We start from the raw sequence: 13492 nt of genomic DNA on the forward strand, positions 1-13492 counted from the left end.
TCGGTCGACTGGCTGGCGCAGCGCGCTTTGCGTCCCCCGAAATCCGTAGGGTTGCGAGCCTGGCAACCATCGCTGGCGCGTGCCCATTCGCTGCGGCGATCCGATCGATCTCCGCGGTAAGGTCATCAGTTAGCCGGACTGTAACCTTCATTTCTTAAAGCCCCGAGCAGCGGAACCTCGAGTATCAATGTCCGACATTGGTGCCATGAGGCATATCCTGCCATCCCTAGTAATTGCCTATCCTCATGAAACAACAAACTATTTGGAGTTAAATCACTCCAAACGCGGAGGTGAAAAGTGATTGACTGTGCGCTTGCGACAAGTAGCTTTCAGTCTTGTAGTGCCGGTGCAAGGCGTTTGCACGATTATGCACGGCTAACTGCTATTTCCTGGATTGCCCGCAACCTGCTAAGTTGTTCTCTATTGGAACCGGATTCGAAGAATGGCCCGAACAAGAAACGCCGTCGATCTCGCAACAATCGAGGCTCGGCGGGAAGCTCTAAAAGCGGAACTTGCCCATCTGGACGAACAGGCAAAGGCGGCGGAGCAGACGGCTCGAGACGCTGGTCGTCCGGTTCTAACCGCAGCGCTTGAGCGGGTTAAAATTGCAGCGATCGACAAAGCGGATGCCCGGGCAATCGCGACGGCTATCTCGAAACACGGCGGCAAAGCGGTGGCACGCCAGCTTGCGTCGCTAGGCTAGGCTTCCCGATCCACCATCCAGACGAGAAGCCGGCGTTGGCCTAGCATCCAGATTAGGGCAGCCTCGTCGGATGCCTCAACGCTTGAACCTGACCGCTCTCCTTGTCGACGAATATGACACCGCGCTCTCCTTCTTCGTTCAGAAGCTTGGCTTCGAACTGCGTGAAGATACCGTGCTGACTGATGGCAAGCGGTGGGTGGTGGTCGCGCCGCATGGTGCGGCGAACGGACTGTTACTAGCGCGAGCGGTTGGCGACCGGCAACGTGAGGCGATCGGCGATCAAAGCGGCGGTCGCGTGTTCCTGTTTCTCGAAACAGACGACTTTGCCCGTGACCACCTCGCTTACACTCAGCGGGGCATCCGTTTTGTCGAAGCGCCTCGCCATGAACCATATGGCACGGTGGCGGTCTTCGAAGACCTCTACGGAAACCGATGGGATTTGATCGAACCTAGCGTGGGCAAGGGATGACCTTCGATCCGCCATTCTATGCGGTAAGGGCATTGGCTGGGATCGAACGCAGCGGTTCCCCAATCTTGGCAGCCACGGCCTGTCTGGGTGTTGCGCCGACGGAGGCTGACGGCCGGCGCTCGCTTCAGCGCGGCCGAGCAGGATACCCGAAAGCAGATTGACGGCGCCAGATCAGGCTGCCCCCCTCCCCTGCAGACCGGCCATAGCTTGCGCCGTGTTGGCGGCCGGGGCTCGCCCATGCGCCGCGGCACACGGGCGCGGCTCGTATGGTGTTTCGGGCGCCGTCTCGGTCGTGCCAAGCGGGGTATCGCGCCCTATCCATCGATCGTGGGGCCGCCTTTAACGAGATTCTGCGGCGCGCGGGCGGTCAACCAGGATTGCGTTGCATCGCCGCGCTAACGGCCATGCAAGGCCCCTGCCCTACCTATGGAGCAGCCCCGCCAATCTCCTGCTCGTAAAGCAAGAGCGCCGCATCTGCTACGACGTCGGCGAGCACGCGCTTGCGTGCCGGATCCGCGTCACGAAGAGCGTAGAGTCTCGCAGCGGTCTCGGGATCTACCCTCACGTTGATCGCGATATTGCGATTGCCGGTTACGCGTGGCGGCCGTTGGAATGTCCCGGCTTGGGGACGCTCTTGAGGCACGGGCGCCGCTACAGGCGGGGCAGCTACAGCTGGGACAGCCGGACGCGACGGAAAGCCCGCCCCGTCGCTTATCTCGCGTAGCTTGGCTGGATCCTTGTTCGCGGGCGTATCATCAAACTCCGAGAGATCGAGCCTGGACCGGGTCATGCTGCCTCCTTCACGGTACGCGCCTTACGGAGCCTGGCGATCACTGCTGCCGCATAGGCTTCGGCGTTCTCGAGCGCCGCTTTCATGTTACCGACACCTTTGTCGTTGATGGTGCGAAGCGTGCCACCAGCGGCGAACATCGCGCGATAGGCCTCGCGATTGTAGATCATGACCGGAAGGACCGGAATATCAGCATCGTTGAACTGCTCCGCGATGTCCTTCTGATTGTTCGAGCGCAGCGCTGGCGGGATTTGGCTGAACAGGATAGCGTAGTCGATCTTTGTCTTGGTGCCTCTCGCCGTCTGCTTGACGAGCTTAATAGCGCGGGCAGCCTGGGTGGCATCCAGATGCGACCCCTTGCAAGGAATGATCACCAGATCGCTTTGAGCGATTGCGAACGTGACGGTCGCGGTTGCCGCGCCTTCGAGGTCAACGAGTGTGAAGCGCGCCTCCGACGCGCCCCGCTCGATTTCATCGATGATCGCGTTTTCGTCGCGGCACGCGACGACAGTTATCGCATCCGGTCGTCCCGGTAACTGGCCCCAGTCGACCAGCGGAAGGTTAGGGTCAGCATCGATCAGGCGTACGGTACCCCCCGCCTCCGCCAACTCTCCGGCGAGCAACAATGTCGCCGTGGTCTTGCCCACCCCGCCTTTCGGCGACACGAAACTGATGACTGGCATACTGCTCTCCCGTTGCGGCCAGGTTGCTACCATGTAGCAGCCAGCGTTCATGAAGCGGCTATAGCGCAACCTACCAGCTAGTGTCTAGCGACTTTGACGCAATCTAGCAGCGAGCAGCCTGCGTTATAATTGCGATTTGCTCGCAATTAACCCGCGAGTTGGTAGCGGGCTTGTCGCGACCCGGTTGCAGCTTTGACCCGATAATGTTGCGGCCGGGAAGCGACGTGCTCGCGATCCGATTGGTAGTCGGTTGCTGCATGCTACCAACTAGCGAAACGCGCCTTTGCGATACCGTCAATACTCGATTGGCAAGGCGCGAGAGGCAGGCCACCAACCGTGTATGAACATGCTACGTCATAGCTGTCTGGTTGCTACCCAAACGCAATCCGCGATCAGGTCGCTACAGTGTCGCTAGCTCGTTGCTACCACGCCGCTACCGACGAAGGAACGATTCCCCTCAGTTCTCGTATCGCCAAAGCAATTGATGAATCCACAGCGCCAAGCCACAAATCGATAAGAGATTGAGACGCCGAACGCGACAAGCGCGATCGGCGTTCACCAAAGCGCAAAATGGCGAAATTGATCGTGAAGTACCCACGGCCCGATCTCGTTCGACACGACCTGCACCACACCGGATACAACGACGCTCAAGACGAAGACCCAATCCTAATCGGGCGGCTGAGGCCGCCCGGACGATGCTCATTTCTCCCAGAGTGGCTTGAGCTTGCGAGTTCGCTTTACTGCGGGGAGGGGTGCCTGCTCGGGCATCCCGTGTGCCGCGATCTCCGCTTGGATGCTTGCAAGTTCAGCGAGCCATGCCTGGGTGCGTGCGGTTTGGACGTGCAGGTAAACCTCCGTCTGTTCGTTAAGACGGATGCCGGCTGACGATCGGGTGGGGTCAGGGTCACAGGACCGCGCAGCGGCCGCGCAAGCGGGGCGTGGGGGTGCCGATTTTGTCGTGGTCGAAGCGAAGCGAAGGCCGCGTCAAAATTGAGGGAACCGCGCATCCTTGACGCTGACTCCGCCCGGTCGTCACGATGGACAGAGTCGACGACAGAGCCTTTCCGACGTTGGTAGGGCAGGGGAGGCGCCGACCCACGCGACGGTCTTGCCTCCCACACGCACCAGTCACTCTTCCCGGACAACCGTCGATGTCCAGATAGCGACCGTCAGCCGGTCTCATCAAATTCGGCGGCAAGTCGCGGGCATTGAAGCACTCGATCTCATCGGAAAGAATGCCGCCATCACGACGACCGCTGCCATGAGCGAGGCGATCTAAGACCCCGGGCGCTCCACACGGCCGTGCTGATCGCCGAGCGTGGTGTGGGGAAGGGGGGCTCGAAATTGATGATCTCATCCTTTCCGCAGCAGGGGGAACCCCGGCGCCATCGCGCCGGGGCGGTGCGTCATCGTTCGTCGACGCGCATGATCGTCAGGACGCGCGTGGTTTTGAAGGGATCGGCCGGATCCTCTGAACCCGCGCTCAGGTCGTGATTGTAATAGTCGATCTTCCAGTAGCAGTCGGTGCCTTCAAACCGGAACCGGCCCAGGTCGTGCTCGCCATACGGGTCGATGGCGTCGTCAAAGCCATCGAAGTCGCGAACCGCTCGGAGCAGTTCCGCCCGCTTTCGGAAGTTTCGGAAAAGATTGACGTCGCCGATCAGATCTGCGATCCCGCTGGTCATCACGATACGGTTGTTGCCCGGGACGGTGAGATGCTCGCGCAGCCAGTCGTTGAGGCGGGCGATCTCCGCTGAGCCACCCTTGGCGTGGTTTGATTGGGGCGTTTGCTCGGCCATGATGGTCTCCTGCCATTGACCCCGACGATCGGGGCCTTTCGACAGGCGACAGGACGGCCGGGGCACAGGTCGCTCGCGCACCCATAGGGTCGAAACGGAGTGGAGAAGCCCGCTGGCGGGCTTGCGCGGGGGAGCGCCCCGGCCAGGACGTACGAGCCCGAAATGCCGCGCGGATCGTCGACACGGGAAGACTTCAGGTCCATGCTGATGCTGGACGACCACGCCGATCGCGGCGTATCGTTTGATCATGGAAACGGCTGCCGACATCGTTGCCCTGTGGCCCCGCTGGATGGACAGCGCTGGCGATATGCTCCGGATGAAGGCGTTGGTCCGGACCCGGTGCTGCAAATGCGGGACGCTAATGCGGGCCGAGCTGGAAGACATCGTGGCACGCCGCGGCTCCCACTATTCGCTGGTCGACAAGCTGGAGCGCTGTCGGATGGTCGAGTGCGAAGGGTCTACCTTCTATCTGGTGTCGCGAACCTATGGCCGCGAATGGGTGACGCTCCTGCGCGACCCGCGGCTGATGAAGGTGTTCGAGGAACTGCCGCCTGTCCGGACGGCGTGGAGCTGATTGCCCGCCTTCGGAAGAGATACCGTCTGAATTTGGATCCCGCACCCAAGCGGTGGGTAGAAGGGGGCAGAAGCGCGTCGTCCAGCGGCGCTGCCGTGCTTGCGCAGCGGGGCCGGGGCGGGCTCGATGCCCGCTCCGGCGCCTTCACGGTTGACGAGCGGGGAGGGGAGGGGGGCCGAAGCCCCCGGGAGGCTCAGGCGTAAGGGTCGTATTCGTTGACGATCGTGAGCGAGCTGTCGTGATCTTCGGCGGTGATGAAGGCGTACCCCGTGCCGACGGCGATGACGATGACGATGGTTGCCACCATGAGGGTTCTTGCTAGGCACATGGCGTTTTTGCGGGCGATCCAGATATCGTTGAACATGTCCGAGGCTCCTGTGAAGCCGGCGGGGTTCATCCCCGCTCGACAGGCGCCCGACAGGACGGGGAAGGGCCGCGATCACTTTGTTGCCGCAGGCAAGAAAGCCGTAGCAAAGCGCCCGGACCCCTTGCGGGTTGATCGTACAGGGCCCTGAGCCGGCCCAAGGATTGCGCCTCAAAAGCGGGGGTAAAGCCCGCCTGCCGGGAACGTCGTGCTCAGCGTTGGTTTGCCAGTAACACGCCCCTCGCAGGCGCCGTGGACACCTGCCCAGTCCGTGCCCCTCTCTGCGCCCCGATGTCGACGGGGACAGTGCGCTGCGCGGCGGTGCAGCCCCGGCCGGGCCAGGATGGAAGGAAGTTGCCGCTTTCCGGAAAGACGTTTCCGCGCTGTGCGTCCGTCAGTCGATCGTCACCCGAACGGGCCGAGACCGGCTACGGGATCGGTGAAGCGAAGCGGAATAGAGCGACGGTCCCGGCTTCGCCGGGAGACGCCATCTCATTTCGAAACGCCAACAACGGCAACCAGATTTTATAACGAGGCTTCAGATCGGAAGGTGATCTCTACCGTCGCTTATGCCTTGGTAGTCGATGATGATCCGCTTATCCTGATGCACGCGTCCGACGCTCTCGTGGCCGCCGGGTTTCGCTTTCACAAGGCGGGTACGGGGGATGAGGCGAAGACCCTCCTGGGCGATCATGCCGACAATGTGATGCTCCTGTTGTCCGACGTGGAGATGCCCGGCGACACCGACGGGTTTGCGCTAGCCCATCACGTTGCCCACCATTGGCACGGGATTGAAATCGTGATCGCAAGCGGCAACCGGAAGCCGGGTTCGGGTCCGGGTCCGGGTCCGGGTCCGGGTCCGGGGGTCATGCCCGACAAGGCTACGTTTATCGGCAAGCCGTTCACCGATCGCATGGTTCACCGACATCTTAGGCAGACGCTACCGGACAACAAGCAACCCGAGCAGCTCAAGCGGGCGGTTTAGCTGAGTTTTCCCGAACTTGTGACCTTACGGTCCTGATCGCCAATGAACGCGATAAGAGGCCCGGAGCGTCAGCTCCGGGCCCGTACTGCCTCCCTCAGAAGGGGACGTCATCGGCCTCATTTTCCTGCGCGGCGCCTTGGCGTTCCTGGCGGTTCTTGCCGTAGGAGAGGAAGGTCACTTCGTCGGCGATGATCTCGACACCGTAGCGCTCGATATTCTGGTCGTCGGTCCAGCGGGTGTAGTGGATGCGGCCCCGGACCATGACCTTCTGGCCCTTCTCGACATACTGCGCGACGGTCTGGCCGACGCCGCTGAAGCAGGTGATCCGGTGCCATTCGGTGTCCTCGACCCGGCGAACTTCGCCATCCTTCATGGTCTTGCCGTCCTGGTCACGCTTGGGACGCGAGGTGGCGAGGGAGAAGTTGGTGATCTTGGTGCCGCCCTGGGTGGTGCGGACTTCAGGCGTGGCGCCGACGTTGCCGGCGAGGATGACGAGGTTCTGCATTTCGAAGTTCCTTTTTTTACTCGCCGGGGGGTCCGTCCCCTCGACTGAGCACCAAAAAAGACGGCCAGGACGCCCCCTCCACCGCAAGCGCGTAGACGCGCAGGGGAACCCCGATCAAAGGGGTGGTGCGGGCAGCCGTGGCACACGGCAACTCGGCCCGAATGATCGCGGGTTGGAGGGGGTGGACGGCCGAATTAGGTCGTTCAGGAAAGAGAGGGGATGGACCGCCCGGCGGGCAGCGGTCATGGAACCGTGAAGCAGTACGTCTTTGTCGCGTTACTCGTCCGGAAGTGCCACTCTGCCTCAATCCTGTTATCCCGGGCGGCTCTGACACTCTCCCTCGCTGGTGCTCGCGCCCTGCGCCGGTGTCTGTGGTGAAGGATGATGGTTGCGGCGTGGACCTTGGTGCGGCTTTCGCTGACACGGCGCGCGCGCGCCGAGCATGTCGAGATGACGATGGAACGGTTCGTGCTTCGCAGCATCCCGCCCGGACTGCAGGAACCAAGCGCGGCTGACGTGCCTGCCGGTAGTGCGTCCGCCTGGCACACCGCGGCGAAGCCGGCGCAAAGGCCATCGCTGTGAGTTGGCGTGCGGCCTGAACGAGAAACACACGGCGCGGGGCAGACTCCGGCCTCGCCCCACGGAACCGCTCCGCGTCGGAATCGCGATCTGGGCGCGATAAGCCCCCGTCAGTCGATCGTCACCCGGACGGGCCAAGACCGGCTAGGAACTCGGTGGAGCGAAGCGGCATAGCGCGCTGGTCGTTACACTATTCGCCACCAACCATCGCGAGCTTGCCCCTAGGAACCAGTCATCACCGCTCGGCTGTTCGCCTTGGGAGCGTGCACGACCGATCATGGCCTCGACAGCGCGATCCGCGTCCTCACCATGCAGGCGGGGGGCCGAAGCCGGCGACGGTGACGCAAAGCCTCTTGCCGCTCGCGCGAGGAGCGCCGAGGTTGCTTGCGGCGACCGCGCAACCATTGATCCAAGATGATCGCGGCGACCTGGCGACCCTTGCCGGCGCCGGTGCCGTCACCGAGGAAGAAGCCGGTCCGGTACGGACGGCCATCCTCGGAGAAGCGATTGAGAGACCTTCCTCGACGGATTTGAACAGGCCGAGTAGGTTACGCCCAAACGCGTCGCCGGCATAAATCAGCGTCTCGAGCTGTGCGTCGGAGAGCGCCTTCGCGTAGACGACAGCCTGGGGCAGGGTCGGAACATAGATTGGCCGCGGCGCTGTGATCGAAGCCATGGCGATCGGTTCTACCAGCGCGGTTGGATGCGCCGATGCGCAACCGATCGCGATACGGCTTGGCCGATAGGGCAGGTTCACACCGACAGACTCCCCCGTCGGAAGTGGCTTGGCAAACACGGTGTAATCGATCGGCGTTGCGGTCTGCGACAGCGCGCCTTTTGCGGGTGGTGCGCTCAGCCGCGGTTTGCTCGCCAAGCCGCCAAAACGCGAGCTGCGCCCGCGGGGGCGGATGAGCAGCGAGGCCGTGCGCGGGACAGGCGCGGACACAGACGGAGCGGTCTTGGCGGTGATCGCCGCGGGCGCATCGGCGAGCGTCGCGCAGCGGATCATCTCGGCAGGCGTGCCGGTCACCTTTTCCAGCACCATGATCTTCACAGGTTGGCTGGTGCCATGCTTGGCATAGGCATTCGCCGGCAGTTCAAGGTGCAACGTCAGCGTACAACCCTCGGTCGCCTTCGCTCACGCGCGACTCGACGTGTCGACGCGGTCGGGCAAGATGGCGGCGCAGCGGCCTCCCGTGCCCAGACGCATCAAAGCGGTGCGAAGATGCCGGAACGCTGTTTGGCGGTCGGCGTGACGACCGATGCTGCGCGATAAAGGCGGATTGATAAGAACGGCCGTAAGACCGGATGCTCGGCGCCAGCAGGTCGTGAATCAGCTCGGCGTCGTGCCGCGTGACGGCAGCCCCGGGGGAGGCGGCTGCGAGCATCTCGGCGCGAGCCGGATCGATCTCGTTCAGGACTAGGCGAGCATTGGCGCGGGAGGCGAACTCAGCGAGGAGACCAGTGCCGGCAGATGGCTCGAGCACCAGGTCCGTGGGCGCGATGCGCGCAGCGAGCGCGGCGAGGTACCCGATCGGCGCCGGTGTCGAGAATTGCTGGAGCTCGATCTGCTCTTCGCTGCGAACAGTGTGGGTCGGCAGATTGGCGACCAGTTCGGTAAGCGCAGCGACACAAGCGCCAGGATCGGCGGGAAGGCCTGCTTTTGCGAAGTACATGACTTCGGCGAGTTCGAGCATGTCGCGGAGCGACCAGCGACCAGCGACCATCTGCAGTCGAAGCGCCATAGGCTTGCTCCATGACCCACACAGCATGTCGCGCTGGAGCGATCCATTCTTGGCAATGGTTTCGGCGACGGCCTTGGCAGCGGTGATTGACGGTTCGGTGAAATCGAGTTTGAGAGCTGCGTCTGAGGTTCGCATCGAGGGCCTCGGTTAAGTCGTCCGGTGATCATCACCGAATCAACAAGCCGAAGGCTCCCTCTCCTCTGAACACCTTGTGCCCGACAAAGCATCGCGACCGCGAAGCCATCTTCCAAAGCCGGTCGGGCGGCGTCGGCCGCGGCTAGTCGCGCAGGATGTCAGGCATATGGATCGATATCACGCGGCCAACGTGGCCCGACCGCCTGTCGACCGATCCTTGGGCCTCATTACAACGACCGTTTCTGGCTTCCCGACCCGTCGTCCTAGTTTATCCCGCGCAGGGACCTCCGGAACAACTTCGCGCACTTCAATTGAGTAGCTCGGCATCTTATTGTCGGCCGCAATCTTCTTCAGCTGACTTTTCAACGTGCGTAGCGGCGACGTGGAGCCGATTTTCGCACCCAGCATCTCCAGAGGCATTTCATATTCTTCATCACGACAATAGCAGTGCGCCAATTCATAAAGGCGTCGTTCAATCGAGCCAAGACGAAAATAGTCGTTGTGGTAGTCATAGATACGACTGTCACGCGAAACCGCGCGGACGAGCCAGTCACAGAGCTGGACGCGGACCGGCATGAGTTGATCGACGCCGCTCGCTGTTTCGCGAGTTGTCGCCTGCGCCTCCGCGAACCAGGAGAAGAAGCCCTTCGTCCCCACGGTGCCAGTTTTAATGTTTGTTCGGATTTGCGTGCCCTGCAAACGACCGAGTGCTTCGATGAAGCGATCGTAATCACGCTTCGATGGGCGACCGACGCCGGTCGCCCGGAAGAAGTCGTGTGCATTGAAGGTAAAGACGTTCTGTACTTCACCCCCGGTCCGGCCAATATGCTGCACCATCAACGACAGGACGTAGATCAGGACTTCTTTATCCCACATCGTCGCGATACCGCTCGAACTGGGCTTGATCTCGATTTTGACGCCGTCCATCTCGTAGGTCATGGCCTCCATCTGAGGCCGCTTCGCTAACGAGAATAGTGGAAAGTCCATGATGCTCTGCTCGCCGCGGACTTTGCCGTGCAGCGGGCTGTCGAGATAGTCGAACAGCTTGCCCTGGGAGAGAGCGACTTCTCGCGAATCCATCGTCGGGGCTCCCACCAGCTTCACTTAGCAAGGCCGCTTATAGCGGATCGGCCGCAAACCTGCAGTCGGATAAGCGACCGCGTTATCGATAGCACGAGGATTTGGAGCGATTTAGCCGGTAAATCGGGGTGTGTTTCACATTTTGATAGGTACGGGCCACCGCAAACCCGGTCGAGACTCGTGCTATCGGTAACGCCGTGAACCTCATTCGGAGACCCGGTGTGCAGTACGAGCTCCAGGTCTTTGAGAAGGTGACGAAATCCTGTCATCGCAGTTCAGCCCCCCGGGAAACCAGCCGCGACATCAGGCTCCCGATCGGCGTCGCATCGGTCCCATCGGACATCCCCCGCATGGCGACCGTGCGGCTCGTGTCCTTGAGGCCGTGGAGCGTCCGCCCAAGGTTCAATTCGCCCTTGTCAGCCTTGCTGCTCATTCCGCGGAGATACGCGCCGGGCCGCTGAACCTCGCCGCGCCGGTATTTCTGGATCGTGGCGATGACGGAGGCAGCGGCACCTCGCTGGCCCATGATGCGACAGGCTTCCTTGAACGCGTGATTGCTGATCCCCGACTGTCCCGCAAGACGCTCCGCGGTGGCGACCACCTCGCCCCACGATCCATCGCGGTGGAGCAGACCGGAACAGAGCTCCGGCGCGATCGACATCATGAATTCCGGATCGACACCGTGTTTTTCCAGATCGTCGTCGACTGCAGTTTGAGGTTGAGAGGAGAGGGCGTCCCCATTTCCACTACTTTTTTTCGCCAAGCTGCTACTGGTATCTGCTTTAGCAGATTGGAGTTGGTTTGTAGTTGTAGAGTGGATGTCCTCAGGTCCATCCCGGCATGAACTATCATCCTGATCGCTACCGGTACTGGGGACAGCGATCTCGGCCGAAACAGCCCCGGCTAAACGACGCGCACGCTCTTCGATCTGCTCCACACAGGCCGTCAGAAGGCCGACATCGCGGACGCAACGCATCTGGTCGGTGGCCATCAACGCCAACGCGAGATCGTCACCCGCCTTTAAATCGTGAAGATCGGCATCGAATACCGTTTGGGCCAGAGCCCTGATATTCCTGCGGGCAGCGGCAAGGCGTTTGCGGAGCACTGTCAGTGCCGCGTCCTCTGCGGCTCCCTTGGCCGCGCGGGCAGCAAATTCTTGAAGCCTGGTGCCGATCGGAGCGAGGACGATGCCGTAGCCCCATGTGATGAAGCCGTCGGCCCCGCGGCGTCCACCACGATGACCGTTCGGACTATCCCGAAAGCTGACCAGACCGAAGGCCTGTGCCTGATTTAAGAGCTTTTGAACCTGTCGGACGGTTACGCCCAGCTTTTGCGCGAGCAGGTCGTTCGACGGCCAAACGACGGGGATTTGTCCACCCTGCCAGTCCTGCGGCTTCGTCCAGGCAAACAGGAGATCGATGACGGAAACCACGCGCAGGGGGACGCCTATGTAAGGAGCCGCTCGTTTGAGCGCCGCAAGCGCTTTGGAAGGTGCCATTCCAGTTTCAAGACCGCAAAATTGCTCGACAAGTTTCGTCGCCTTGGCGGCATGCTCGTCAAACCGGCGCAGTCCCCGGCCGGGGCTATGGGCAGCAGCCATCGTTCGTTCTCCCTGGGAGGGGAGCCCGTGCAGACAAAGCGACACCGTGGCGCCACGATCGACGCTTTGGGGTAGCAATAGGAAAGGGAGCCAGCTAAAGTGAGGGTTCTCACATCCGCCCTAGCAGGCGTCCCGAAAAGCCCGGCCTCGTGCCGGGTTTTTCATATCTGCACAGCGTCCCCCTTGATCGTTGTGACGCGCGCCCGAGTGGACGGCGGAGGTCAGCGTCGAGCTGATCCACAGCATCGATTGTTAAGCATCACTGGCGGGTCGGTCGTGCGCGATGAATCGTGCTATCAGTAACGGAATGGGTGATAATCACGTGCTATCAGTAACGACGTGTCGATCTTCGCTCGTGCTATCGATAACGCTGTCCCCAGAGGCACGTGCTATCGGTAACGCCGTCGCGCACTCGCTCGTGCTTTCGGTAACGGCGTGAGAATCGGGCGTTTCGGCAGTCTTACGTGACATGTTGCGCAGACGTAGAGCAGCCTCCTCATCGGCGCGCCGGGTAGGCGTGGCAGGGAAATGGCAATTGAGTCAGCGAGAGACTGCAAGTTCAGGCTCGAAATTGGCTGATGCCGTTTGTCCAAGCAGGGGAGCGAGTTGGACGTTTTCGGGCATTCGATATGTCACTGGTGGCTGAAAGACCGGAGTCTAGTGTGACCCGTAGACATCGTCAGCCCGATCTCCGATCCTGTATTCGGGACTCGGCGATTCGAAGATCGAGCCACTGCTCCGAAGCGACAAGAAGGGGAGTGAGCGTACCGACGATCAGGCGGCGTCCGTCTTCGGGATCCGTTTGTCTGACTATGTATCCAAGCGCCTCGAGATGCTCGATGTGGCGCAAAGCGGTGGTCGTCGAACCTCCGCTCAGCTTACATAGCTGGGACACAGCGATGCGGCGTCGCTCGCATGCGGCTACGTAAAGTTCCAGGATCATGTCCCAGCTCGGATCATAGAAGCGGACCCCGTTGAAGTGGGTCGCCCGCCGGCGCCGGCCGACCAACACCGCCCTAGCCTCGGCAAGCCTGCGCTCGGACAGCTCTCTCGCGTCTGGCGGCATAGACAGCAAAGTCTCCTCTATCGCTTTGCGCGGCAGCCGCACAACGACGTCGATCAGGTCATCTCGTTCAGATGCTGCACCCATAATCGTCTCGATCCGTTTCGGATGTGGGGCTCGGCGTTCGCCGGCAAGCGGAGCGTGCCGAGCGCAAGCGTGCCAAGCGCGAGATAAGCGTAGATCCCAAGGCCTGTATGGTAGGCAAAGAGTGGCACACCGGGCAGCAGAGCGCCGAAGATGCTCATGAAGAGGTCGGCTACTGCAAAACCTGTTGCCCAAATTGGCCAGAAGCGGATCGTCGTTACGCCCAGCCAGTAGAAGCCCGCAGCGACGCCCGCATCAATCACCAGGATCAATACCTCACCCGGGGCCCAGCCTTCTTTCGCCGCGATCAATCGAATAGCAGTAGTGGTGGCGA

Annotated in this window: 14 protein-coding genes and 1 pseudogene; 4 read left to right on the forward strand and 11 right to left on the reverse strand. The window is 61.7% G+C overall.

Annotation, left to right across the window (positions count from 1 at the left end; genetic code table 11):
* Positions 1 to 785 precede the first annotated feature (785 nt).
* A complete protein-coding gene (locus tag sphst_RS03735; protein ID WP_325049425.1) occupies positions 786 to 1172 on the forward strand; it encodes a VOC family protein in 387 nt (128 codons plus the stop codon).
* A gap of 786 nt (positions 1173 to 1958) precedes the next feature.
* On the opposite strand, the gene sphst_RS03740 is transcribed toward sphst_RS03735, so the two are convergent.
* Positions 1959 to 2645, reverse strand: a complete 687-nt coding sequence (locus tag sphst_RS03740; RefSeq protein ID WP_031393547.1) for a ParA family protein — start codon at positions 2643 to 2645, stop codon at positions 1959 to 1961.
* A 1406-nt stretch (positions 2646 to 4051) separates the two neighbouring features.
* Entirely contained in the window at positions 4052 to 4444 is a 393-nt protein-coding gene (locus tag sphst_RS03750) for a DUF3768 domain-containing protein (RefSeq protein WP_031393545.1), read from the reverse strand.
* 385 nt (positions 4445 to 4829) lie between these two features.
* Between sphst_RS03750 and sphst_RS21050 the strand changes: the two genes are divergently transcribed.
* Complete coding sequence (locus sphst_RS21050) at positions 4830 to 5018, forward strand: hypothetical protein (RefSeq protein ID WP_234387304.1); 189 nt, start codon at positions 4830 to 4832, stop codon at positions 5016 to 5018.
* A 193-nt stretch (positions 5019 to 5211) separates the two neighbouring features.
* Here sphst_RS21050 and sphst_RS20840 read toward each other — a convergent pair whose 3' ends face one another.
* Positions 5212 to 5382, reverse strand: a complete 171-nt coding sequence (locus tag sphst_RS20840; RefSeq protein WP_199848902.1) for a hypothetical protein — start codon at positions 5380 to 5382, stop codon at positions 5212 to 5214.
* Between the two features lie 550 nt (positions 5383 to 5932).
* On the opposite strand from sphst_RS20840, the gene sphst_RS03765 reads away from it, so the two are divergent.
* Complete coding sequence (locus sphst_RS03765; protein ID WP_031393543.1) at positions 5933 to 6367, forward strand: response regulator; 435 nt, start codon at positions 5933 to 5935, stop codon at positions 6365 to 6367.
* A 94-nt stretch (positions 6368 to 6461) separates the two neighbouring features.
* On the opposite strand, the gene sphst_RS03770 is transcribed toward sphst_RS03765, so the two are convergent.
* Positions 6462 to 6872, reverse strand: coding sequence for a single-stranded DNA-binding protein (locus sphst_RS03770; protein ID WP_031393542.1), 411 nt, complete (start codon positions 6870 to 6872; stop codon positions 6462 to 6464).
* Between the two features lie 384 nt (positions 6873 to 7256).
* Between sphst_RS03770 and sphst_RS03775 the strand changes: the two genes are divergently transcribed.
* Positions 7257 to 7454 carry a hypothetical protein gene (locus sphst_RS03775; RefSeq protein WP_107045188.1) on the forward strand — a complete coding sequence of 66 codons (198 nt, stop codon included), beginning with the start codon at positions 7257 to 7259 and terminating at the stop codon, positions 7452 to 7454.
* A gap of 272 nt (positions 7455 to 7726) precedes the next feature.
* Here sphst_RS03775 and sphst_RS21455 read toward each other — a convergent pair whose 3' ends face one another.
* From sphst_RS21455 to sphst_RS03800, 7 genes and pseudogenes are all read right to left on the reverse strand, one after another.
* Positions 7727 to 7981 carry a strawberry notch-like NTP hydrolase domain-containing protein gene (locus sphst_RS21455; protein WP_267895103.1) on the reverse strand — a complete coding sequence of 85 codons (255 nt, stop codon included), beginning with the start codon at positions 7979 to 7981 and terminating at the stop codon, positions 7727 to 7729.
* Positions 7982 to 8052: 71 nt separating this feature from the next.
* Positions 8053 to 8496 (reverse strand): annotated as a pseudogene (locus sphst_RS21535) (methylase); the annotation flags it as partial.
* Positions 8497 to 8548: 52 nt separating this feature from the next.
* Positions 8549 to 9331 (reverse strand): hypothetical protein, encoded by a 783-nt coding sequence (locus sphst_RS21060; RefSeq protein ID WP_234387306.1) that lies wholly within the window; start codon positions 9329 to 9331, stop codon positions 8549 to 8551.
* 177 nt (positions 9332 to 9508) lie between these two features.
* Complete coding sequence (locus tag sphst_RS03785) at positions 9509 to 10411, reverse strand: replication initiator protein A (RefSeq protein ID WP_031393304.1); 903 nt, start codon at positions 10409 to 10411, stop codon at positions 9509 to 9511.
* 265 nt (positions 10412 to 10676) lie between these two features.
* Complete coding sequence (gene repC / locus sphst_RS03790) at positions 10677 to 12011, reverse strand: plasmid replication protein RepC (protein WP_031393303.1); 1335 nt, start codon at positions 12009 to 12011, stop codon at positions 10677 to 10679.
* A gap of 679 nt (positions 12012 to 12690) precedes the next feature.
* The gene (locus sphst_RS03795) at positions 12691 to 13161 is read right to left on the reverse strand and encodes a MarR family transcriptional regulator (RefSeq protein ID WP_107045189.1); all 471 of its coding nucleotides are present in this window, start codon (positions 13159 to 13161) and stop codon (positions 12691 to 12693) included.
* Positions 13131 to 13492: hypothetical protein (locus sphst_RS03800; RefSeq protein ID WP_107045190.1), on the reverse strand; the 362-nt coding region annotated here is incomplete at its 5' end. The genes sphst_RS03795 and sphst_RS03800, both read right to left, overlap by 31 nt.

The organism is Sphingomonas sp. STIS6.2 (assembly GCF_000732685.2).
Classification (GTDB): Bacteria; Pseudomonadota; Alphaproteobacteria; order Sphingomonadales; family Sphingomonadaceae; genus Sphingomonas; species Sphingomonas aerolata.